Origin of the sequence: Niabella sp., assembly GCF_030150205.1 — a bacterium.
GTDB lineage: Bacteria > Bacteroidota > Bacteroidia > Chitinophagales > Chitinophagaceae > Niabella.
Window position 1 is genome coordinate 27,346 of record NZ_JASLGT010000007.1, and the last position, 21,034, is coordinate 48,379.

Sequence of the window (21,034 nt, forward strand, 5' to 3'; positions counted from 1 at the left end):
CCACATCCGGTACTGCTTAATCATTAAAATTTTTTATACCGCAACTGCAGCACATCATCATTCAGGCGCTCCTGGCCAACCAGCTGAAGCCTGATATTTAACCCATCATTTGCTCCCAATATCCCGCCGGCTGTGATCGTTGGGATCACATTCAATACCACATCGGTTACCCGGTCTTTTTCCAGGAATACATTGTAGGTCTCCGTTCCGCCACCAATAATCATTTCATCAAAGCCCTGCTCCTCCAGGTATGTAATAGCTTCTTCCGGACTACTGGCTACTTTATATACATCGGTTGTTTGCCGGGTGGCAGAAAGCGAAACAAATGTTACCAGTGGAAACACTTCCCTTACTTTATCGATACCGCCAAAGGCCGTTACAAAATTTTCAAATGATTTTCTTCCCATTACGAGATTCCCCGCGCGGTTTATATACTGTATGGCCAAGCCGATTATTTCCGGAGGCACCGCATGGCCGGGATTTTCAGACAGGAGCAGTTTTCCATTTGCAGAAACATTTGCGTATACCGTTATTTTCATAAAAACTGTTTATATCAACAAAAATATCGGTGAATTATTCTACTTTCATGATCCGTTAACCGGAGGTAACTACTTACCTGGAAGTAACTATGCATGTAAAAAGACCAGAAAAAACAAGGCCGGAATGTATCGATAACCTGCTTGCACTAAGGGACAGCCTTGAGCTTTTAGGGGGCAAGTGGAAACTCTTAATTGTATTGCATCTCAGCTGCCGGCCAAAGGAGCTGCTGCACTTCAAAAAGCTGGAAAAGGAAATTACCGGCATATCTGCAAAGATGCTCTCTAAAGAATTGAAAACGCTTGAGGAAAATAAAATCATAACCCGTACCATTCAAAATACCCGGCCGGTTACGGTAACCTATGCGCTTACAACATATGGAGCATCCCTTATACCCATTGCAAGAGATTTGCAGCAATGGGGATTGAATCACCGGAGCATCATAAAAGAAAAATAAAGCAACCTGAATATTAACCAAGAGCGGCAATGTTTACCGCTAATTAAATATCCCGTTCATGGCTGTTAGTATGATGGGTGTACCACCCGTTATCACAATGGTATGTTCATGCTGGGCCATATAACCGCCCTTGTTTCCAACCAGGGTCCATCCGTCATCCAGCTCCGTTGCATGGGTCGATGTAGTTGCAATAAATGTTTCAATGGCAACAACCGAGTTCTTTTTAAACCTCCGCGGGTCAAACCGGTTTTTATAATTGAGCAACTCCTCCGGCTGTTCGTGCAGTCCCCGGCCGATGCCGTGTCCTCCAAGGTTTTTAACTACCAGGAAGCCTTTTTTCTTAGCCGTTGTTTCCATCAGGTGCCCGATATCAGCAATCTTCACTCCGCCTTTAATATGTTCCAGCGCCTGTTTTAATACAGCACGGGATGCTTCCACTAATGGCTGATGCTGATGGATATCTTTTCCAAGAACGAAGGAAGCCCCATTATCGGCCCAAAAACCATTCAACTCAGCAGATACATCGATATTGACAAGGTCGCCCTCCTTTAATATCCGTTTACCGGAGGGTATGCCATGGCAAAACTCATGATTTACACTGATACAGGCACATCCCGGAAATCCATAGGTCAGCTGCGGTGCCGGTCTTGCGCCAAAATCCGCCAGTATCCTGGCTCCGTAATCATCCAACGCTTTTGTGCTCATTCCCGGCTGCGCATAGTGCATCATTTGTTTCAATGTATATGCAACGGCCGTACCTGCGTTTTGCATACCGGTCAGTTCCGCTTCTTTTGTTATGGACACGGCTTTCATTTTAAGTTTGCAGAGGATCCCCTCTTTTGCAAATTTACCTTTTTTATTGTTTGCTGCAGTGCAGGTACCCAACCCCGGGGCACAGGGAGACTCGGAGGAACAGACCTCCTTTAAAATAAAAAATGGGCTTTACTCAAATATTTTATCGATCTGCGTTGAGGGACCCGCAAAAAATTCTTTAACGCTACATAGCTCTTTAAACTCCTGGTGCTCATAGTCGGCAAAGGCAAAGCATTTCTTTTTGGGGTACCAGACCAAAAAGCCATCACTGCTGTAATTATCCACGGCACTCAGCAAATCTAAAAATTTATGTTTCATCCAATGCACTTCCTTAACCTCCAGCAGCGTGTTGAATTCTATAAACCGTACATTTTCATTACCCGGCAGCTCCCATCGGCGATCGGCGCTCCGCAATACTTTCAGCAGGGCTTCCGGCAACTTATAGCTTTTTAGTTCTTCCAGTCGCTGTTCTTCATCATGCCACCGCTCCGGCTCCAATGCTTTAAGAAAGGCCTTCATTTCCTCATTCTGGTTGGCTACTGCACAGTTATACGGCCGCTCCCCATAATGGTCCTTAACGGTCACATCTGCTCCATGCGCCACCAGCAATTTTACCGTTTCCATATCGTTCTGTTTTGCCGCAATGTGCACGGGTGTAGAGTTATAAGGGTATACCATATCCGGTTTGCAAAAGTTCACATCCACCCGATGATCCAGCAACAGCGCAATAGCTTTATACTGGCGGTTGGAGACGGCCTGCCGCAGGGAACTGCCGTCATGCTTAAGATCATAACCGGCCCCGATCAATACCGGGATAAGGTTGTAATGATTGCCATACAATGCAGCCCCCATGGCAGACTTACTTATTTTATTACGGGCATTTACATCAGCGCCGTCTTCGATGAGGCGTTTTACTGTTTTTAGATCGCCTCCGGAACAGGCGGTTACAATAGCCGGATGCTCTTTATCATTTAACGCTACCTTTTTTAAAAGCAGCCAGTCCAGCACCTTTTTCTTTTTTTCGCTAAGCGCAAGGGTAAGCGGTGTTTCGGCAACCCACTTAGTGATCTGGATCTTCTGGTTGATGTTCCATCCGCCGGTTGCTTTACGTTCCAAAGCAGCAATATCTTCGGCCATGATCTGTTGGGCAATTTCGGTCAGTTCGGCGTTTGGTCCAAATAATTTCATCCTGTTGTTGTTTGATGTGATGGCAACATTTGTTCATGCAGATGTAGCAGGCACAAGATATCACTTTTTATAACACAAGGCCGCCTTGCATCCCCCACAGCCCCCGGATTAAAAGATCCCGATATAGAGCATCATCCCAAAGGCCAGTGCAGCGAACAGCGTCCGGACATGATTATACCGGTTCCAGGGAGCCTCAAAACGAAATCGGACGGCCCTGGCAGCCTCCGGATCCAGTTGATCCATATCCTGCTGCTCCAGGTAATTGTTTAACGGAACATTGCACAGCATCGTAACCATAAATACGCCGCCCATATAAACCAGCGAAATCACCAGCATCCACATAAACCGGGAATGATCCTCAAGAAAACGGATAAAAGTGGTTCCGATAAGAAAAAGCGGCGCCCCAATAAAACACCACAGGAACACGGGGTTCAGGATCGCTTTATTGATCCGTTGCATCGCCTGCAAATAGCACTTATCATCCAGCTTTTTTAAACCCCGCGTTACCGCGATACTAAACGAAAAGAACAATCCGGCCATCAGCGCTACCAGCAGCGAGGCGATAAAAAAACAGCTGTTACCCAGTATCATTTAAAATGAGTTTAATTACAAGGACGATGGATTCTTTTCCCCGTGCAGGACCGCTTCATGCCTAACGCACGCAAAGCAGGGTGGCCGCCACCACGCCTGCCGTTTCTGTACGCAGCCTGGTAGAACCAAGGGTTACCGGCTGGTATCCGTTTGCCATTGCCGCACCGATCTCCTCTGTAGTAAAATCGCCCTCCGGCCCGATGAGAATGATGCTGTCTGCATCTATCTGCTGCTCTTTCAGGGAATATTTTTCATCTTCCAGGCAATGTGCTATAAACTTCCGGGGAATGGAATAAAAGCCGCGGTCCTTTATAAAATCGGCATATTTTAAAGGCTCCGGCATTTGCGGCAGCCAAACCTGCCGGCTTTGCAGTAAGGCGCTGATGAGGATCTGCTGCAGCCGTTCTGTTTTAGCACGGTCTTTTTCCGTGCGTTCACTAATGAGGGGAATAATGGCCGCTACACCGATCTCCGTTGCCTTTTCCAGGAACCATTCAAAGCGGTTGGTATTTTTTAATAAAGAAATGGCAATGGTGATCCGCGGATGCCGGGGTGATGAAAAAACAGTATCGGTGATCGTTACGGAGCAATGTTTCTTATGTGGGTCTGCAATTGTAGCGGTTAGCAAATGCCCTTTCCCATCTGTAAGATGTAAGGCCGCTCCTGTCTGCATCCGCAATACCTGTACTACATGACGGGAATTGTTTTCATCCAGCACGATGTTATTTTCACCGGGCGTGTATTGGCTGATATAAAAAAACGGAAGCTGCAAAACGGGGCTTTGTTTAAGGGTTGAGATTCAGATGCAAGGCCGGCTCACCATGGTGGTTTCAACATGAAACTTTAGCCTTGAACCTAAACTAAATTAAAAAGGCGCGTCTTCCAGATTATCAAACTCATCATCCTTCATCTTATTCATCTTGCTCTCTACCTGGAACAGCTTGGCGCCACCACCACCGCCGCCTTCTTCTTCATCGATCCGCTTCCAGCTGCTGCCCGGAGCGGCCATAATATTATAAGGATCTTCTTCCCAGCTGATAAATTTTTGAATATGCAGTAACGCTTTCAGTTTGATGGTTTCGAGTGAACCGTTCCGGTGTTTGGCGATCTTTACCTCCGTTAACCCGCGCTGGTCCTCCCCTTCGGCACTGGTGTTCATATCATAATAATCCGGGCGGTACAGGAACATTACCATATCCGCATCCTGCTCAATGGCACCCGATTCCCGAAGATCACTCAACTGGGGTACCCGGCTGCCATCCTTGGAGCCCCGCTGTTCCACAGCACGACTTAACTGGGACAGCGCAATAATGGGTACGCTTAATTCCTTGGCCAATCCTTTCAGGTTCCGGCTGATGGAGCTGATCTCCTGCTCCCGGTTGCCTTTGGCATCGCCGGAGCCGCTCATCAGCTGCAGGTAGTCGATGATGATCATCCCGATATTGTGTTTATTCTTCAGCTTCCGGCATTTGGCCCGTAACTCAAAAATATTCAACGCCGGTGTGTCATCAATAAAAAGCGGCGCCTGCGACAACCGCTGAATTCCCTTGGTGTACAATTGCTTCATTTCATGGTCTTCCATCTTACCACGGGCGATCTTTTCCAGCATGATCTCACTTTCGGCCGACAGCACCCGCTGTACCAGCTGGGCGGCACTCATCTCCAGGGAGAAGAATGCTACCGGAGTGGGATGTTCTTTAATCTTGTTCATTACCGCGTTCCGCGCAAGGTTCAGCGCAAAGGCGGTCTTTCCCACGGCAGGACGTGCGGCAAGGATGATCAGATCCGTATTCTGCCATCCGTAGGTTACCTTATCCAGCATTTTAAAGCCGCTGGGAACACCGGTTACGTCTTCGTTCCGGTGCCGCAGGTCTTCGATCCGCTGTATGGTTTGTACCAATACCGAATCGATCGGCTGTATGGTACTGCGCAGATGCGAGTTGGTAATTTCAAATAATTTGGATTCGGCATCGTCCAGCAGTTCAAATACATCCGTGCTGTCTTCAAACGCATCGTTGATGATCTCTCCGCTGATGCGGATCAGTTCCCGCTGAATGAATTTCTGTAATACGATCCGCGCATGCGATTCGATATTCGCCGCCGAAACCACAGCGTTGGTAAGCCGGGTAACATAGTATGCCCCCCCAACCATTTCCAGTTCCTCCCGCATCCTTAATTCTTCCACAACGGTAAGAATATCGATGGGCTGACTTTTATGGGCCAGCGACTGCATGGCCCGAAAAATCCGCTGGTTGGCGTCTACATAAAAACAGTCTGCTTTTAATACTTCGATAACAGCGTCAAAGGCATTCTTCTCCAGCATCACAGCACCCAGAATGGCTTCCTCCAGCTCCCGGGCCTGTGGGGGTACTTTTCCGTAAACCATAGTTCCCAGGTCAACCGCCGTTCTGCGTTTCTGCTTCCGATCTTTATTTATATCCTTTAAATCCATTATATTAAAACAACTGTTTTCCTGCCTTTTAAGACAAAAACTCCGCTATCATCAGCTATACACCAATGATTTCGCGGATCATTTTCCAACCTTAAATTTATCAATTTTAGGGAAGATTCCGTTATGGTCCCTTGAAATCAGGAAGCGAATTTAGACCCTAAAAAGGGTAGAAAAAAATCTTTATTTCTGGACCAATTATTAACAGGGTTATTCACAGACGTTTTTTTGTTCCAGGTTTAACGTTCCAAAAGTTTAAGGTTGGATTCCGGTTCCCTTTGATGTCAGATCTCCAATTGCAGATGAATCATTAAAAACTAATGGCTGAATACCTAAGGCCGCGGTTAGCATTTACAAAAGAAAAACAGATCCCGACCGGAGGAAAAAACCTGTAGTGTAATGTGATCCATTTTCACATCTTCAAATTTTCATATTCCCACATTTCCAAATTTCCAAAAATCGCTTTCTTTGCACTATGGACATCGTGCAGAAATACTTTGATGATTTTACGGCTACACAAAAGGACCAGCTAAAGGCGTTGGAAGAACTATACCGCAACTGGAATGAGAAAATAAATGTGATCAGTCGCAAGGATATTGAAAGCCTTTATGAAAAGCATGTGCTGCATTCGCTCAGCATTGCAGCTGTTTTTAATTTTCCGCCGGGCACGCAGGTCGTGGATCTGGGCGCGGGAGGCGGTTTCCCCGGCGTTCCGCTGGCTATTTTCTTCCCCGAAGTGGAGTTTCTGCTGGTGGATAGCATCGGCAAAAAATTAAAGGTAGTAGATGCCGTAAGCGAAGCCATCGGTTTAAAAAACCTCCGGACCCGCCATTGCCGCATTGAAGAGGTAAAAGATAAAAAATTTGATTTCGTGGTGTCCAGGGCGGTAGCGCCCTTAAAAGATCTCTGGCAATGGAGCCGTCCGCTGATCCGGAGAGACCCTGCCAAGCATACGACCGGGCTCATTGAAAAAGGCGATCATGCCCCCGGACTGATCTGCCTGAAGGGGGGCGATCTTACGCAGGAAATTTTTGAAAGCGGTACCCGGCCGCATATAATGGCCATCAGCGATCTTTTTACTGAACCCTTCTTTGAAGAAAAGTACCTGGTGTACGTACCAAAGTAGCGGCATGTTATGGTGCAGGAGGAGGAAGATCTTCTTCGTCCTCAAGTCTCAGGTGTTTCTCTTCAATTTCCGTAAAACGTACTACCTGTACTTTTTTACCGTCCTGTATCGTTTCTGAGATCAGCGTTCCTTTCTCCATACGTGCCGGAATCTTACGGGCATTGGCATTCAGTTCCTGGTCATAGATCACCATACGGAACATCAGGTCTATAATGATCACGCGGATCTTTTTTTGATTGAAATCCGGAGTATCCCGCTCCTTTTGCAGGTAATAGAATTTCCAGTTCAACCTCCCCCAATCCGCGGAATATTTAAGTTCCAGGTCTAAAAAATCGGGTTTGTAGTTTTTTTCTTTTACATACGCCAGCGCAAGCTGCTGCGCCTGGTCATACTGGTTCAATGTTTGTTCCAGGTAAAAAGAAAAGCGGGGAAACTCAAATTTTAAAACCTGCCCATACTGATCAAAACTCATTTCAAAACAATATTCCCTTATCCGCTTCTCAGGAAAACAAAAAATAAACCAGAGCTGGTATTCAGGCACCAGTCCATAGTTCGACTGCGCCAGCAGTTCATTCTTAAAAAATTGTTCGGGGCTGTATATATGCGCGCTGTGAAATACAACCTTTCCGGCCCATTGTCCCAAACAGTCCTCCAACACCTGCTTCGCTATGGTTTGGATCTTTACCGGCAGCTGATCAAGCGCATCAACCGGCTGTGGCAAATAACGGCTTTCATCCTTATGGTATGCTTCCCGGCCGGAATGTATACGCGAAAAGAAACCACGTCCCACATACGGCTGGTATACTTTCGGATCTTCAGGATCAAAAGGTTCGGGACGATAAGGACCGTTCATAAGCTGTTTTTACATATAAATATATAAAAACTTTCTGTCATTCAAAAAAACCCACTTGCAACCACGATCGCTACCGCAACTGTTGCCGATCAATGCCCGGGGGACTGCCTTCTAAAAAAAACAGGTCCGCCTTGTTTGACTTTCGCCGGGCGGATTCTTTCTACAAATTACTTCGGAACGGAATCGTAACTACTACCGTCAACAAGTGACGCAGCGCCTCTTTTTTACGTGGCGGATGTACTTTCAAAAGAAAAATCCTGCCCGTAAAAAAGCAGCGCAGTACGTGTTGCACAACAAGCAAGCAGCAAGGTCTTCAACGCGCGCCTCGAGAAAAGAAGTGAAGCGACTTTTCAATTCGGGTGTATAGTGCGTGGCCGGTTAAACGGCGGAGCATTCGTTTAACCTTGACTTTTGCTCCACTTTTTGTCAAGAAAAAGTGGAAGAAGAAACAATGGAACGTGACTGATTAACAACACATCATATCATCTGTCATTGGCAACTTGTTTCGGTGTCAAAAAACAGTTGTCTATCAATAGATTCTGATCCGCCGCGAAGGACAGAAAGACAAGGATCTATAAAGCGACTTTTAATACAGCCTCTTCTTTTACATTGCACATTGCTGATTGTTCATACTATTACTCCTTCCCCCCATCATAAGCCATAAAAAAATAATTATACCCTTTTTCAAACTGTCCCACAAATTCATGCCGGTTAAAGCCCGGATGGCCTTTTAAAAAATATTGCTGCAGGGTAAGGGTATAACCCAGCGCATCAAAAAAGTCAAACATCAGTTCCGGCGTAGCACCATAAAGATCGCTTCCCCCTTTTCCAAACTCAAACAATACCACCGGCCGGTGCTGCTGCAGGATCCGTTGCGCCCCTTTCAGCACTTCCAGCTCAGCCCCTTCCACATCAATCTTGATCAAATGAATGGGCAGGTCTGATGGCACCACATCCTCCAACCGCTCTACTTTCACCCGGATCTTTTCCGTAGCATATTGCGTATCCTCAAAGTTCCGCTCCTTTAACCCGCTTACTGCAGGGCGGTCTTTAAACACGGTAAACTCCGCTTCGCCGGCTTCGCTGGAAAGCGCGGTATTAAAAAGACGTACCCGGCTGCCGTATTTTTTTTGCAGCTGCGCAAACAGGTATGGAATAGGCTCAAATCCCATATGACGCCCCGCCGGCGCTCTTTTTAAAATGGCAGAAAGGATCTCGCCTTTATGCGCACCGATATCGATACAGTTGCTGTCCTCTTTTAGTACCCGTTTGATCACATCAAATGTTTCAAAGTCGTAGCGGTCAAACGGCGGCTGCAACAGCTTTTCTGAAAAATGATAAAAACGGTAGGCCATTTTTTTAGCCGCCGTTGTCACCACCTGTGGAACATATTTACGTTTCATGAGCTGTAAAAATAGGACCTATTTGCAAGTATACGCATTGTTGGAGGGATAACATTTTTTGCGCGCTTTCACCGCTGTGGCACTTCCGCCGCAGGTTTATGCAGAAAAGCGCAAAAAGAAGACGGCTGATACCGGTTATATGTTTTTTTAACGGAAGTTCCTAAATGCGGCTTTTAGCTCAGGCGCCGGGGAACGGACAATGATTATTCATGCATACATCCTTTATCCGATTTGCGCCTTTATCTGGTTGAACCAGTTTTTATTGGCAGTTCCGAAAAAATGATAGTCGATAAAAAAATACATCACCTGGCCGTTACAGGTGGCTATCCGCAGGGGTTGCCCGCCCAAACCAAAATTGGGCATGAGCGTGATCGTGTAATACTCGTCGAACCCGATATACAATTGGGAAATACAATCCAGCGGAACAGAATAATATTCGTTGCCCGATAACTCGATCGCCTTTTCTGTTAGGGCAATATCTGTGGCATGCTGGTGAAAAGGCGGAGTACCGGCTATACGGAATCCTGCACCGCGCTCCTTGTTGCGCGTTAAAACCTCATGTTTAAAACACCACAAGGCAGTACCGGTTATCAGGAGTGTTTCCATGCCTTAATAATGTGCCTTAAAGATACAGCTTTTTATTTTTTAACCGAAAGTGCCTATATTGGCGCAGTGCGCATGTATAAACGATACGGCTGCAGGCACGGCGTGTATTTTTAAGTGCAACAATAAAACGAAGCAGCAGGCAGAAACCTGATACAAAAATCTGCGAATCAGCGGTATTGAGCTGTAACCGCTTATTTACATTTATGCATCCGCATCGCCATTTGATAATAAAAAATGTTTTATATGACAAGGTTCGCTTCCATATGCTTTGGCATTGTTTTTTTACTCATCAGCCCGTTTCTGTCTATCCGATCCGCATCGCAGGAGCGTGAAACCCTGTTGCCCATCGTGGCAAAAATTGTTGAAGAAGTACAAACGCAATCCCAACTGGAAAAGATGGCCGGCGAATTGCTTGACGGCATTGGTCCCCGCCTGGTGGGTTCACCGGAAATGCAGCAGGCCGGTGATTGGGCAATTGCCCGGCTTCAAAGCTGGGGCATCAACGGCAGTAAACAGGTTTTTGGCGAATGGCGGGGATGGCAACGGGGTATTTCCCAGGTAGCAATGATTGCGCCCCGCATCAAGAGCCTGGAAGCTACACAACTGGCCTGGAGTCCGGCCACCAAAACACCTGTACAGGGTGATGTGGTGGTGTTACCTTTTGTTAATAATGCAGCGGAATTTGCGGTGTGGTTAAAAACGATCAAGGGCAAAATAGTATTGATGGCTCCTTATCAACGGTCTGGCAGACCGGACTACCAGATCAAAGAGTTTGCAACGCCGGAGCTTTATGAAAAAATGATGCGGGAACGGGCCGATGATGCCGAAGCGTTCCGTAAATCCATGGAAAATACCGGGTATACCGCCAATACACTGCCGGAAGCACTGGAGAAAGCAGGTGCTGCCGCTATTGCCATTTCTAACTGGACGGGTATTATGGGTGCCAACCGCATTTTTGGAGCGCGCACCAAAAAGATCCCTGCAATTGATATTTCCGTGGAAGACTATGGGCTGTTGTACCGCATGGCGGTAAACGGGTTATCTCCCCGCATCCGCATCAACGTACAATCCAAAGAGCTGGGCATGGTTCCAACCTTCAACATTGTAGGCCGCATTGAAGGAAAGGAAAAACCGGAAGAGTATGTGGTACTTTCCGCGCATTTGGATTCATGGGATGGCGCCCAGGGAGCTACTGACAACGGTACGGGAACCCTTACCATGATGGAAACCATTCGGGTGCTAAAGAAATTGTATCCGGATAACAAACGGACCATACTCATTTGCCTCTGGGGAAGTGAGGAGCAGGGATTAAACGGTTCCCGGGCTTTTGTAAAAGATAACCCGCAGATCGTAAAAAATATACAGGCCCTGTTTAACCAGGACAATGGTACGGGACGTATTGCCAATATCAGCGGGCAGGGTTTTGTAAATGCCTATGACTACCTGGGCCGGTGGCTGGCAGCGGCGCCAAAAAAGATCACCGCAGGTATTGAAACCAGTTTCCCCGGGATGCCCGGCGGTGGCGGATCGGATCATGCTTCTTTTGTAGCCGCAGGCGTACCGGCATTTGTACTAAGTTCACTGAGCTGGGGATACGGTAACTATACCTGGCATACCAACCGCGACACCTATGATAAGATTGTTTTTGACGAGGTAAAGAATAATGTAATCCTTACGGCCGTACTGGCCTATATGGCGTCTGAAGATCCGCAACCCGCCAGCCGCAACCGGCGGGTAATGCCCGTGGTGAACGGAAAACAAACAACCTGGCCGGAAATAAAAGAACCTGAACGCCGCGGCGGGGTTGAAAAGTAGATCGTTCCGGAACTGATCAAAAAGTTACGATATTCCTGCTCCGTATTCAATGGGCCATAACAGGTCTTTCTGCTGTTATGTTGTTTCCATATTACGCAGCGCCAATAAAACATTTCAGGACCGGTGTGCATCATCGATGGACGCTAAAAAACATTCCGATACAATTATAAATCCCGGTTAGTATTTCTTCGCCTTTATTTTAAACCCCTTTCCTTTAACAGGGCGTTCAACGCTTTACGCCTGTTGTTATTCCGGGCCGCTATTGGTATATAGATAACGGGAAGAAAACTTAATAAGCCCCAGCCTTTTTTAACAGCGCTAAAAATGACAACTCCAATCAAAAAACCGATCATTGCAGCATCAAAAATACTACTGGATTTACTTTTCTTTACTTCCTGCAATAATTCGTCATTGGTTAATGCAGTTAATTCTTTTTGATTCATAAATACGTTTTGATCGTTAAGCTTTGTAAAATATCCGGCTAAAATCACCGTAACAATTAATATAGGTATGATCTATTTAACATAGCCGCTGTTAGCGCACTAACCGGCCAGGCGATATGACAACACCGTCAATACCGCAGCAATCTTCTTTACTTTTTATTGTGCTTTTTTTTATAAAATCCCTTCCGATAAAAGCCGTACAACAGCATCCGATTTGCGGCAATTAATACTTTAACTCCAGCCGGTTGTTCCGGCGGTTTACATCTGCCAACCGCTGTGAAGGATCTATTTCTGCTACAACGATATCTGTTAAGCGATGATCGGTTTCAACGGTATAATACTTATTCGTCCAGGGCCAGGGCTGATAAACCTTCCATTTAATGGTTTTATCTTCAGCAGGCTTGGTGTTGTACATCAGATCCAGCGGCAGGTTGTGCATTTCTTTAGTGCTGTCTTTAAACGTAAGCAAAAAATCAACCGGCATTGGCATCATACCATCGTTACGCAGGCGGATCTTTGTTTTCCCGGCTTCTTCCCAAAGGCTGTCGATGGCATAATCGATGGTACGGGTAGTATAGATCCAGTAATCGCGGTACCAATCCAGTTTCGTGCCGCTGGTACGCTCTGCTACCCGCAGGAAATCATCCGGATCGGGATGTTTAAACTTCCACTGCTGGTAATAGTTCAGTAATATCCGGTCCCGCACTTCGTTTCCCAGGATATACCCCAGCTGTACCAGGTACAGTGCGCCTTTGATATAGCTTGCCTGCCCGTATGCATAGTTGGTATTAAAATGATCAGCCGGCGTACTCAGGGCTTCTTCCTTACCACTCTTCACATAGTTCAGGTAATGAATATAGGTTGAATCCGGCCGGCTGTAACCCGGCACGCCCTGCTGGTTCAGCCAGCCGGAAACACGGGTATCGGCATAATCGGCACCGCCTTCATCCATCCAGGGAAACCGTGTTTCATTGGTAGCCAGCCGCCCATAAAACCATTCATGCATCCATTCGTGCAGCCAGGCTCCGGGAGAAGCCAGTAAGGTTGCCATGGGATATTCCATTCCTCCATCGCCCCCGGTAATAAAAGAGTATTGTTTATACGGATAACGTCCAAAAGTTTGTTCAATATAAGGCAGCGCCCGTTCCGCATCAGACAATACCTTTTCCCATTTGTCTGCCTTGAACTTTGCCTCTTTATAAAGCAGGTGCAGGGTAAGATCGTCCCGTATTTTTTTTGTTTTGTGAATAAATCCCGGATCTGCAGCCCACATAAAATCGTGCACCTCGGGTGCTACAAATTTCCAGGTAAGCCGGTTGCCCGCAGGCCGTTTTACAACGGTGCCTGCCGTTTCATAACCATAGCCAACCTGGTTCGCATTGGTAAGATAGCCGGTACCTCCAAGAATATAGTTTTTATCAATCGTAATGTTCACTTCAAAGTCGCCAAAATTCCCGTAAAACTCCCGTCCCACGTAGGGCGTGGGATGCCAGCCGTCTTTGTCATAAACACTCAGCTTCGGATACCACTGGCTCATGGAATACCGCACTTTCGTATCCGGGTTGTCGCGGCCGCTTCTCCGGATCTGTAACGGTACCTGTGCCTCAAAGTCCATATCAAAGACCACTTTTTGACCGGGAAGGATCGGCCGGGTAAGTTTTACGATGAGAATGGTACCCTGTACGTCATATTGCTGGGGCATTCCATTCATCCGGAGCGTATTTACTTTCTGGTACCCGATCTCATCCGGCTTCAGGTTGGAGATCCGGTCCTTTACCCGGGGATCCCAATCGGGTTTTGTTCCGATCAAAATGCTGCCCTGCCTCCTGCTGCGCTCGTCCATCATACTGCCTGGCTGAAACGCATTCCAGAATAAATGATAGTATACCTTATCCAGGGTATCCGGTGAATGATTCCAGTATTCCAGCTTCTGTTTACCTGTAAACCGGTTGGTTTCCACATTCATATCCACGTCCATGGTATATTTTACCCGTTGCTGCCAGTAACCATTCTGCGCTTTTACCGAAATAACGAATCCTGCCAGTAATAAAAACAATAACCCTTTTGAGGTATACATGATCAAAATTTTAAATTCCGGCGGAAAATAGTCAAAAAAACAGAAAGGACTATGGTAAAATCGATGAATGTTCTCAGTTCTGGTATGGAGCTGTGTGAAGCCGCCTCCCGGATTCGCTGAAATAATGATACCGGGGCATGGTATCTGCGGTTTTCAGCAGGAGGCGATAGGTCTCGTATCCGCTTGGAATATAGACTACATCTACATCTGTTACACTGGAGGTTGCCAAACGGGAACGGCGGAATCCTGTTTTGATCTTTTCGGGCAACCGGTCAAAACTAAAATTCATAATTGTATAAGCCCATTCATTTTTTTTATAAATGGCTTCATACTGTTCATTTTTCATCAGGAAATCAACTACCGTCCGGTTGCCGTTTACCATGCACCTGAGATCTGTAGCATAGGGGTATTGAATATAAAACAGATCCGCAATGCCTTTGGGCACAGCGGTGTTTTGGGCGGCAGCACGCTGAATGCCGATGATAAAACAACACAGCACCACAGGGACCAGGCAGATCCTGCGTATCCGCTGCTGATAAAAAAATGAGTATCGTATCAAATAGGGGCTCATTATAATACACTGCCGGCATATACGGCAAAACATGTTGTTACAGATCAAAGCTACCCGTTGGCCGTTGCAAATCCGGGTAACCGGTCACCGGGGTTGAAACCTCATTTCATAACATGATGCCTGGCGGAATCTTACCAGGCACCGGCAACGCTTAACGACCCAGTTCATTCCGGAGCGCCCGGATCTCCGTTTGCAACGCCCGCATCTTACCCAGCAAATGCGCAATGGTTTCCAGTCCTTCCATATTAATGTCAAGATCGTAATGCATATGCCGGTACTTTTCAAGATCCGTGAGCTGTTCATACCCGATAAAAACGCCCTCCTCCTGCTGCATCAGTTCAATCAGTCCATGTTCATTCAGCGATTGAATAAAGGCTACCTCAATGCGGTAGTAAGCGCAGCATTGTTCTACAGATATGCTATGAATATTTTCTGTCATGATTTGCTTTCTGCCTCCTTTGCCAGTTCTTTAAACAATTCTCTTGCTTTTTCAGATAGATTTTTGGGCAATTGTACCTGGTAGGTGATATACAGGTCTCCAAAACTTCCTTCTTTTTTATACACCGGGAAACCCTTGCCTTTCAGACGCACTTTTGTTTCATTCTGTGTTTCCGGATGAATGGTCAGCTTTACCTTTCCGTCCATCGTATCAACGGTTTCTTCTCCGCCCAGCACCGCTGTATACAGGCTGATGGGTACATTCGCATACAGGTCATTTCCCTTCCGGGTAAACGCGGTATCATTTTGAATCGTAAATGTAATAAACAGATCCCCGCTGGGACCACCGTTCACACCGGGAGCACCATACCCTCCGATCTTGATCTCCTGGCCATTCTCGATCCCGGCAGGCACCGTGATGCGGATATTCTTTCCGTTTACCGTAAAGGTTTGCTGATGCGTTTTATAGGCATCGGACAGGTTCAAACTCACAGATGCGCGGTAGTCCTGCCCTTTGAACCGGGCAGCCGACTGACTGCTATGCCTTGCACCTTTCCCAAACAGGGATGAGAAAAAGTCGGAAAAATCACCATCATCACCGGATTGATAACTGTAATATTCACCGCCTTCAAAAGGATTGCCCTGCCGGCCTCCGGATGCCTGCTGTTGCTGCCGCGCCTGTTCAAACTGATCCGCATGCTTCCAGTCGGCCCCATACTGATCATATTTTTTCCGCTTCTCCGGGTCGCTCAGTACCTCATGGGCTTCATTGATCTGCTGAAAAAGCTTTACCGCTTCTTTATCATCCGGGTTCAGATCCGGGTGATGCTTCCGCGCCAGTTTACGATAGGCTTTCTTGATATCATCTGCCGATGCATCCTTCGTAAGTCCCAGTACTTTATAATAATCGATATAATCCATTTATTCAAAATATGCTTCAAGTTAAAACATAAATGGAAAAAATCCAACAAACACGCCCGGGTAATTTTATCCAAACAATACGCAGATAATGGCAATCGCCAGCAGGGAAATCAGCCAAAGGCTTATCAGGGAAACTCTCAGGATCGTAACGTATTTATCCTTAAACAACCGATCCTTTAAAAAAATATACATCGTAATCGAATAAATGCTGTTTGCAATAATCCAGACCACGGGAAACAAAAGGTAGGGGTTCATTTGAAGTGGTTTAGCGTGGAGGGTAAAAGTAGCCAAAAACAGTTAACCCGCCTTCCCCGAGATGTTAAATTAGCGATTTCGTAACACCCGCTGAATATTTTTTATATTTAGAAAGTTACAAACCAGCCGGGTATTGCAGTCCAATAAATGTTTGTGTTTCTCAGCAGAGTTATTATTTTTACTCAAATTAGCAGCATGGAAGTAGCAATTGAGCAATCCTGGAAAAAAGAGCTGGAGGAGGAATTTCAAAAACCCTATTTTGAAACACTGGCAGAACACCTTAAAACGGAGAAGCAAGCGGGCAAAACGATCTATCCCGCGGGAAAGAATATTTTTAACGCATTTAATACCACTCCCTTTGACCAGGTAAAAGTACTGCTGCTGGGACAGGATCCCTATCATGGTCCCGGCCAGGCCCATGGGCTTTGCTTTTCCGTTCAAAAAGGTGTACCGCCCCCGCCATCGCTGGTTAATATTTATAAAGAACTGCATGCAGACCTGGGTGTTCCCATTCCTAAAAGCGGCGACCTGACCCATTGGGCACAACAGGGCGTATTTATGCTCAATGCATCATTAACTGTAAGAGCCGGTGAACCCATGAGCCACGCCAAGATCGGCTGGGCAACATTTACAGATGCGGTGATCCGGAAGGTATCGGAAGACAAACAGCACGTGGTATTTATTTTATGGGGCCGCTTTGCACAGGAAAAAGCATCCCTTATCGATGCATCCAAACACCTCATCATAAAGTCGGCACATCCCTCTCCCCTTTCGGCACATAACGGTTTCTTTGGCAGCAAACCCTTTTCCCGCACCAATGAGTATCTTACAGGACAAGGCATCGATCCGATCGACTGGAAGATCGCCGACGTTTAAGGTTCCAGGTCAGATCCTGTTTGGTACCTGATGGCGATCAGTTTTCAGCCATCAGTTATCAGATATTTACGTTCAGGACAAGAAGATCATTATTTAATGCGGATGTGCTACTGAAAACTGATGACTGATCGCTGATTGCTAAGGGCTGACAGCTAAATGCCAGCACCAGGTTAGCTTTTCTATGGTGTTCAGTGCTACATCTCCGGCGGTATCAACTGACAACTGAAGGCTGAACGCTTATTTCCCGATGGCTATCAGTTATCAGATGTCCGCGTTCAGGACAAGAAGATCATTATTTAATGCGGATGTGCTACTGAAAACTGATGACTGATCGCTGATTGCTAAGGGCTGACAGCTAATGGTCTTGGGGGGACATGGAGACAAGGCGAACAGGGGAATGAAAAAAAGTACTGACTATGGACCATTGACCATTGACCATTCCCCATTCCCAAATTTTCACATTTCCACATTATCACATTATCAAATCTCCAAACTCTCAAATCTGAATTATATTTGCGCCTATGTACCATCTTTTACGCAAGTTTTACTTTACGTTTCCGCCGGAGCGCGTTCACTATATGGCCATGCGTCATTTACAGTTGTTCACTAAAAACAAGCTGGGGAAATCCATCATCCGGTCATTTACCGACGCCCCGGTAAATGAAACCCACTTTTTAAACCTGACCTTTAAGAACCCGGTAGGACTGGGTGCCGGTTTTGATAAAAATGCGGTGTTTTTGAATGAGCTGGAGGCCCTGGGCTTTGGCTTTGTGGAGATCGGTACCGTTACCCCCCTGCCGCAGGACGGCAATGAGCAACCCCGGCTGTTTCGCTTGCCGGCGGATAAAGCACTCATCAACCGGATGGGATTTAATAACGACGGGGTTGAGAAAATTGCGCAACGCCTGGAAGCCTGGCGTACCAAAAAGGCGGGCAGCCAGGAACCGTACCCATTGATCATTGGCGGCAATATTGGCAAGAATAAAATTACGCCCAATGAAAATGCCTGGCAGGATTATGCTACCTGCTTCAACCGCCTGCATCCGTTTGTGGATTATTTTGTGGTGAATGTAAGTAGTCCGAATACACCGGGCCTTCGCGAGCTGCAGGACAAGGATGCTCTCCGGAAAATCTTACTGAACCTTGCCATGATCAATAACGGCAAGGCCTTTGCCAAGCCCATCCTCTTAAAAATTGCACCGGATCTCACCAGGGAACAGATCGATGATGTGATTGCATTAGCGCTGGAGATCAAACTCGATGGACTTGTGGCCACCAATACTACCATCGACCGCAGCCATCTGCTTACGCCCGGCAGCACGGTTGAAGCCATTGGAGCCGGCGGACTAAGCGGCAAACCGGTACAGCAAAAAAGTACCGCGATCATAAAATACATTACCGAACAAACCAATGGTGCCATCCCGATGATCGCGTCCGGTGGTATCTTTACCGGTGCAGACGCAAAAGAAAAAATAGACGCAGGCGCTTCCCTGGTTCAGATCTGGACCGGCTTTATTTACGAAGGCCCCACAATTGTAAAAAACATCTGCTCCCAATTATAAACCAAACAACATGATGGATCTCTTATTTATTTCAACAGCTGAAATATTCACCGTCGATTCCCTTATCAGCTTCCTGATTCTTTCCATTTTAGAAGTGGTGCTGGGCATCGATAACGTTATTTTTGTCAGCATCATCCTCAACCGGCTCCATAAAGATTCGCGAAAAAAGGCCCGGCGTGTGTGGATGGTTACGGGCATCCTGTCCCGTTGTTTATTGCTGATGGGACTCAGCTGGCTGCTGGCCCAAAAAGGCAAACATATTATTCCCGAATCCTGGTTTGGTAAAGGATTCGACCTGGCCAGTATCGTGATGCTGGCGGGGGGACTTTTCCTGATATACAAATCGGTAAAAGAGATCCATCACAAACTCGAAGGAGAAGACCCTTCGGCCGCTGCGCAAAATCAAAAGCAAATCAGCTTCGGGCAGGCCATCGGCCAGATACTGATCATCGACGCCGTTTTTTCCTTCGACAGTGTGATCACGGCGGGCGGCACGGCCAAGCATATTGAGATCATGATTGCTGCGGTTATTGTGGCCATGACCATTATGTTTGCCTTTAGTGCAAAGATCTCCGACTTTATACAGAACCACCCCACCATTAAGATGCTGGCGCTTTCCTTCCTCGTAATGATCGGTGTCAGCCTGATTGTTGAGGGCTGGAACTCGGACGTGGCACATGAACTGCATTTAAAGAACTATATCTATTTTGCGATGGCATTTTCGTTTATTGTGGAATTACTGAATTTGTTTATGCGCAAAAAACAACAACAGCACGTTGTACAGTTAAACGGTCCGGTGCTGCCCAAAAATGAAGAAAACAAGACGGACGGGAAATAGTTTAAAGTTTAACGCTAGATCCATCCCATACTTGCTGTAGCAGTCAGATCCCTGATCCCGGATGGAATCAACTGAAAACTGATCGCTGAAGGCTTAAAGCTGTTTAACGGTTCAATGTTCCAAGTCGCACTTCGGGGGACATATAGACCGGGGGGACTATGGGACGGACTATGGGAATTATTTTTAGTTTAATACCGCCTGCCGGGAAAACGCTTTTGGAATTTCGTTTGACGCCGGAGCTGCATCACCTGCGGTATCAACTGAAAACTGATCGCTGAAAGCTGATAACTAATGGCCAAAGCCGTTTCAGGTTTAACCTTCCTGCCAGATTTCGTTTTGATACTTGATGATCTATCGGCTGTTCACTATTGCCCTTGCTTTGGGGGACATATAGACCGGGGGGACTATGGTATCAACTGAAAACTGATGTACCATCCATTCTTTCATTTCCACATTTCCACATTTTCAAATTTTTAACATTTCAAAGCGCGTAACTGAACAGGATCGCCGGCAGGTCTCTTTTATTTTCGCCGGAAATTGTGTAAATTACCATTAGATCGCATCATGGATAAAATAGTTTTTTATGAAAACAATACATCGCCCGTTGCTGATCTTAATATCGGCAATATTTTTCCTTACGGCCTGCTCCACTCAAAAGCAAACCACCGGTTCATCTACGGCAATAACGGATGCGGTTGCCGCCCGCAATTATACGTTTATTGCCACCAGTGTTTTTCCAACAGAAGACAGCCGGTTTAACCCACGGCTGCTGCTTCCCAATGCCAGCAATCTTTACCAGCTTACTTCCCGTTATGACCTGCGGGTAACGCCGGATTCGGTGATCGCCTACCTGCCTTTTTTTGGTCGCTCTTACACCGCCCCCATGGATCCAACCAAGGGTGGCATAAAGTTTACCTCCACCAAATTTGATTATAAAAAAACACAGCGGAAAAGCAATTATGAAATAGAGATCACACCCAAGGATAACAGGGAAGTACAATCGCTTTACCTTACGGTTTCCCCTTCCGGATTTGCGTCCCTGCGTGTGCTCAGTGTGAACAAAACACCTATTTCTTTTAATGGCAATGTAGAAGGCAATCAATAATTGCGGAAGCTTTCTTCCTGCGGTTAAATACAGGAAAAAGCGTGCTGCAAAAATATGCGGGATCTGTGAACACCTGTGGGGAAGTATGCCCGTAACCGATATTAAAAAAC

The 21,034-nt window shown here is 46.5% G+C and carries 22 protein-coding genes; 7 read left to right on the plus strand and 15 right to left on the minus strand.

Annotated features, from left to right (window positions below; translation table 11 throughout):
- Positions 1 to 23 precede the first annotated feature (23 nt).
- Positions 24 to 539, minus strand: coding sequence for a hypothetical protein (locus tag Q1V85_RS04660; protein ID WP_300597952.1), 516 nt, complete (start codon positions 537 to 539; stop codon positions 24 to 26).
- Positions 540 to 628: 89 nt separating this feature from the next.
- Here Q1V85_RS04660 and Q1V85_RS04665 point away from each other — a divergent pair, with 89 nt between their 5' ends.
- A complete protein-coding gene (locus Q1V85_RS04665; RefSeq protein ID WP_300597954.1) occupies positions 629 to 994 on the plus strand; it encodes a helix-turn-helix domain-containing protein in 366 nt (121 codons plus the stop codon).
- 39 nt (positions 995 to 1,033) lie between these two features.
- On the opposite strand, the gene map is transcribed toward Q1V85_RS04665, so the two are convergent.
- From map to dnaB, 5 genes are all read right to left on the minus strand, one after another.
- Entirely contained in the window at positions 1,034 to 1,798 is a 765-nt protein-coding gene (gene map, locus Q1V85_RS04670) for a type I methionyl aminopeptidase (RefSeq protein WP_300597956.1), read from the minus strand.
- A gap of 138 nt (positions 1,799 to 1,936) precedes the next feature.
- A complete protein-coding gene (locus tag Q1V85_RS04675; protein ID WP_300597958.1) occupies positions 1,937 to 2,995 on the minus strand; it encodes an ankyrin repeat domain-containing protein in 1,059 nt (352 codons plus the stop codon).
- A 108-nt stretch (positions 2,996 to 3,103) separates the two neighbouring features.
- Positions 3,104 to 3,586 (minus strand): anthrone oxygenase family protein, encoded by a 483-nt coding sequence (locus Q1V85_RS04680; RefSeq protein ID WP_300597960.1) that lies wholly within the window; start codon positions 3,584 to 3,586, stop codon positions 3,104 to 3,106.
- Between the two features lie 61 nt (positions 3,587 to 3,647).
- On the minus strand, positions 3,648 to 4,358 hold the full coding sequence (locus Q1V85_RS04685; RefSeq protein ID WP_300597962.1) for an RsmE family RNA methyltransferase: 711 nt from the start codon (positions 4,356 to 4,358) through the stop codon (positions 3,648 to 3,650).
- 93 nt (positions 4,359 to 4,451) lie between these two features.
- Positions 4,452 to 6,038, minus strand: coding sequence for a replicative DNA helicase (gene dnaB, locus Q1V85_RS04690; RefSeq protein WP_300597964.1), 1,587 nt, complete (start codon positions 6,036 to 6,038; stop codon positions 4,452 to 4,454).
- A gap of 472 nt (positions 6,039 to 6,510) precedes the next feature.
- On the opposite strand from dnaB, the gene rsmG reads away from it, so the two are divergent.
- Positions 6,511 to 7,161: a 16S rRNA (guanine(527)-N(7))-methyltransferase RsmG gene (gene rsmG / locus Q1V85_RS04695; RefSeq protein ID WP_300597966.1), complete on the plus strand. Its 651-nt coding sequence runs from the start codon at positions 6,511 to 6,513 to the stop codon at positions 7,159 to 7,161.
- Between the two features lie 7 nt (positions 7,162 to 7,168).
- On the opposite strand, the gene Q1V85_RS04700 is transcribed toward rsmG, so the two are convergent.
- From Q1V85_RS04700 to Q1V85_RS04710, 3 genes are all read right to left on the minus strand, one after another.
- Complete coding sequence (locus Q1V85_RS04700) at positions 7,169 to 8,014, minus strand: hypothetical protein (RefSeq protein ID WP_300597968.1); 846 nt, start codon at positions 8,012 to 8,014, stop codon at positions 7,169 to 7,171.
- A gap of 635 nt (positions 8,015 to 8,649) precedes the next feature.
- Positions 8,650 to 9,417, minus strand: coding sequence for an FkbM family methyltransferase (locus Q1V85_RS04705; protein ID WP_300597969.1), 768 nt, complete (start codon positions 9,415 to 9,417; stop codon positions 8,650 to 8,652).
- A 222-nt stretch (positions 9,418 to 9,639) separates the two neighbouring features.
- Positions 9,640 to 10,023: a hypothetical protein gene (locus tag Q1V85_RS04710; protein WP_300597971.1), complete on the minus strand. Its 384-nt coding sequence runs from the start codon at positions 10,021 to 10,023 to the stop codon at positions 9,640 to 9,642.
- A 243-nt stretch (positions 10,024 to 10,266) separates the two neighbouring features.
- On the opposite strand from Q1V85_RS04710, the gene Q1V85_RS04715 reads away from it, so the two are divergent.
- Entirely contained in the window at positions 10,267 to 11,838 is a 1,572-nt protein-coding gene (locus Q1V85_RS04715; RefSeq protein WP_300597973.1) for a M20/M25/M40 family metallo-hydrolase, read from the plus strand.
- A gap of 194 nt (positions 11,839 to 12,032) precedes the next feature.
- Here the strand turns inward: Q1V85_RS04715 and Q1V85_RS04720 are convergent, their stop codons facing one another.
- The 6 genes from Q1V85_RS04720 to Q1V85_RS04745 form a co-directional block, all read right to left on the minus strand.
- On the minus strand, positions 12,033 to 12,281 hold the full coding sequence (locus tag Q1V85_RS04720; RefSeq protein ID WP_300597975.1) for a hypothetical protein: 249 nt from the start codon (positions 12,279 to 12,281) through the stop codon (positions 12,033 to 12,035).
- Positions 12,282 to 12,504: 223 nt separating this feature from the next.
- On the minus strand, positions 12,505 to 14,358 hold the full coding sequence (locus tag Q1V85_RS04725; RefSeq protein ID WP_300597977.1) for a M1 family metallopeptidase: 1,854 nt from the start codon (positions 14,356 to 14,358) through the stop codon (positions 12,505 to 12,507).
- A gap of 73 nt (positions 14,359 to 14,431) precedes the next feature.
- Positions 14,432 to 14,917, minus strand: coding sequence for a hypothetical protein (locus tag Q1V85_RS04730; RefSeq protein ID WP_300597979.1), 486 nt, complete (start codon positions 14,915 to 14,917; stop codon positions 14,432 to 14,434).
- Positions 14,918 to 15,080: 163 nt separating this feature from the next.
- Entirely contained in the window at positions 15,081 to 15,368 is a 288-nt protein-coding gene (locus tag Q1V85_RS04735; protein ID WP_300597981.1) for a chaperone modulator CbpM, read from the minus strand.
- Positions 15,365 to 16,288, minus strand: coding sequence for a J domain-containing protein (locus Q1V85_RS04740; protein WP_300597983.1), 924 nt, complete (start codon positions 16,286 to 16,288; stop codon positions 15,365 to 15,367). Before Q1V85_RS04740 ends, Q1V85_RS04735 begins: the two co-directional genes overlap by 4 nt.
- A gap of 66 nt (positions 16,289 to 16,354) precedes the next feature.
- Entirely contained in the window at positions 16,355 to 16,543 is a 189-nt protein-coding gene (locus Q1V85_RS04745; RefSeq protein WP_300597985.1) for a hypothetical protein, read from the minus strand.
- A gap of 195 nt (positions 16,544 to 16,738) precedes the next feature.
- Here Q1V85_RS04745 and ung point away from each other — a divergent pair, with 195 nt between their 5' ends.
- The 4 genes from ung (at position 16,739) to Q1V85_RS04765 (ending at position 20,924) form a co-directional block, all read left to right on the plus strand.
- Positions 16,739 to 17,419: a uracil-DNA glycosylase gene (gene ung, locus Q1V85_RS04750; protein WP_300597987.1), complete on the plus strand. Its 681-nt coding sequence runs from the start codon at positions 16,739 to 16,741 to the stop codon at positions 17,417 to 17,419.
- Positions 17,420 to 17,940: 521 nt separating this feature from the next.
- Entirely contained in the window at positions 17,941 to 18,981 is a 1,041-nt protein-coding gene (locus tag Q1V85_RS04755) for a quinone-dependent dihydroorotate dehydrogenase (RefSeq protein ID WP_300597989.1), read from the plus strand.
- Between the two features lie 10 nt (positions 18,982 to 18,991).
- Positions 18,992 to 19,819: a TerC family protein gene (locus Q1V85_RS04760; protein ID WP_300597991.1), complete on the plus strand. Its 828-nt coding sequence runs from the start codon at positions 18,992 to 18,994 to the stop codon at positions 19,817 to 19,819.
- A gap of 583 nt (positions 19,820 to 20,402) precedes the next feature.
- Positions 20,403 to 20,924 carry a DUF4251 domain-containing protein gene (locus Q1V85_RS04765; RefSeq protein ID WP_300597992.1) on the plus strand — a complete coding sequence of 174 codons (522 nt, stop codon included), beginning with the start codon at positions 20,403 to 20,405 and terminating at the stop codon, positions 20,922 to 20,924.
- Positions 20,925 to 21,034: the final 110 nt, after the last annotated feature.

Coding starts and splice junctions, on each gene's coding strand:
- Q1V85_RS04710 (WP_300597971.1), bottom strand. CDS start 10,023: ATGGAAACACTCCTGATAACCGGTACTGCCTTGTGGTGTTTTAAACAT.
- Q1V85_RS04675 (WP_300597958.1), bottom strand. CDS start 2,995: ATGAAATTATTTGGACCAAACGCCGAACTGACCGAAATTGCCCAACAG.
- Q1V85_RS04715 (WP_300597973.1), top strand. CDS start 10,267: ATGACAAGGTTCGCTTCCATATGCTTTGGCATTGTTTTTTTACTCATC.
- dnaB (WP_300597964.1), bottom strand. CDS start 6,038: ATGGATTTAAAGGATATAAATAAAGATCGGAAGCAGAAACGCAGAACG.
- Q1V85_RS04755 (WP_300597989.1), top strand. CDS start 17,941: ATGTACCATCTTTTACGCAAGTTTTACTTTACGTTTCCGCCGGAGCGC.
- Q1V85_RS04745 (WP_300597985.1), bottom strand. CDS start 16,543: ATGAACCCCTACCTTTTGTTTCCCGTGGTCTGGATTATTGCAAACAGC.
- rsmG (WP_300597966.1), top strand. CDS start 6,511: ATGGACATCGTGCAGAAATACTTTGATGATTTTACGGCTACACAAAAG.
- Q1V85_RS04705 (WP_300597969.1), bottom strand. CDS start 9,417: ATGAAACGTAAATATGTTCCACAGGTGGTGACAACGGCGGCTAAAAAA.
- Q1V85_RS04725 (WP_300597977.1), bottom strand. CDS start 14,358: ATGTATACCTCAAAAGGGTTATTGTTTTTATTACTGGCAGGATTCGTT.
- Q1V85_RS04740 (WP_300597983.1), bottom strand. CDS start 16,288: ATGGATTATATCGATTATTATAAAGTACTGGGACTTACGAAGGATGCA.
- Q1V85_RS04720 (WP_300597975.1), bottom strand. CDS start 12,281: ATGAATCAAAAAGAATTAACTGCATTAACCAATGACGAATTATTGCAG.
- Q1V85_RS04665 (WP_300597954.1), top strand. CDS start 629: ATGCATGTAAAAAGACCAGAAAAAACAAGGCCGGAATGTATCGATAAC.
- Q1V85_RS04700 (WP_300597968.1), bottom strand. CDS start 8,014: ATGAACGGTCCTTATCGTCCCGAACCTTTTGATCCTGAAGATCCGAAA.
- Q1V85_RS04680 (WP_300597960.1), bottom strand. CDS start 3,586: ATGATACTGGGTAACAGCTGTTTTTTTATCGCCTCGCTGCTGGTAGCG.
- Q1V85_RS04760 (WP_300597991.1), top strand. CDS start 18,992: ATGATGGATCTCTTATTTATTTCAACAGCTGAAATATTCACCGTCGAT.
- Q1V85_RS04765 (WP_300597992.1), top strand. CDS start 20,403: ATGAAAACAATACATCGCCCGTTGCTGATCTTAATATCGGCAATATTT.
- Q1V85_RS04660 (WP_300597952.1), bottom strand. CDS start 539: ATGAAAATAACGGTATACGCAAATGTTTCTGCAAATGGAAAACTGCTC.
- Q1V85_RS04735 (WP_300597981.1), bottom strand. CDS start 15,368: ATGACAGAAAATATTCATAGCATATCTGTAGAACAATGCTGCGCTTAC.
- ung (WP_300597987.1), top strand. CDS start 16,739: ATGGAAGTAGCAATTGAGCAATCCTGGAAAAAAGAGCTGGAGGAGGAA.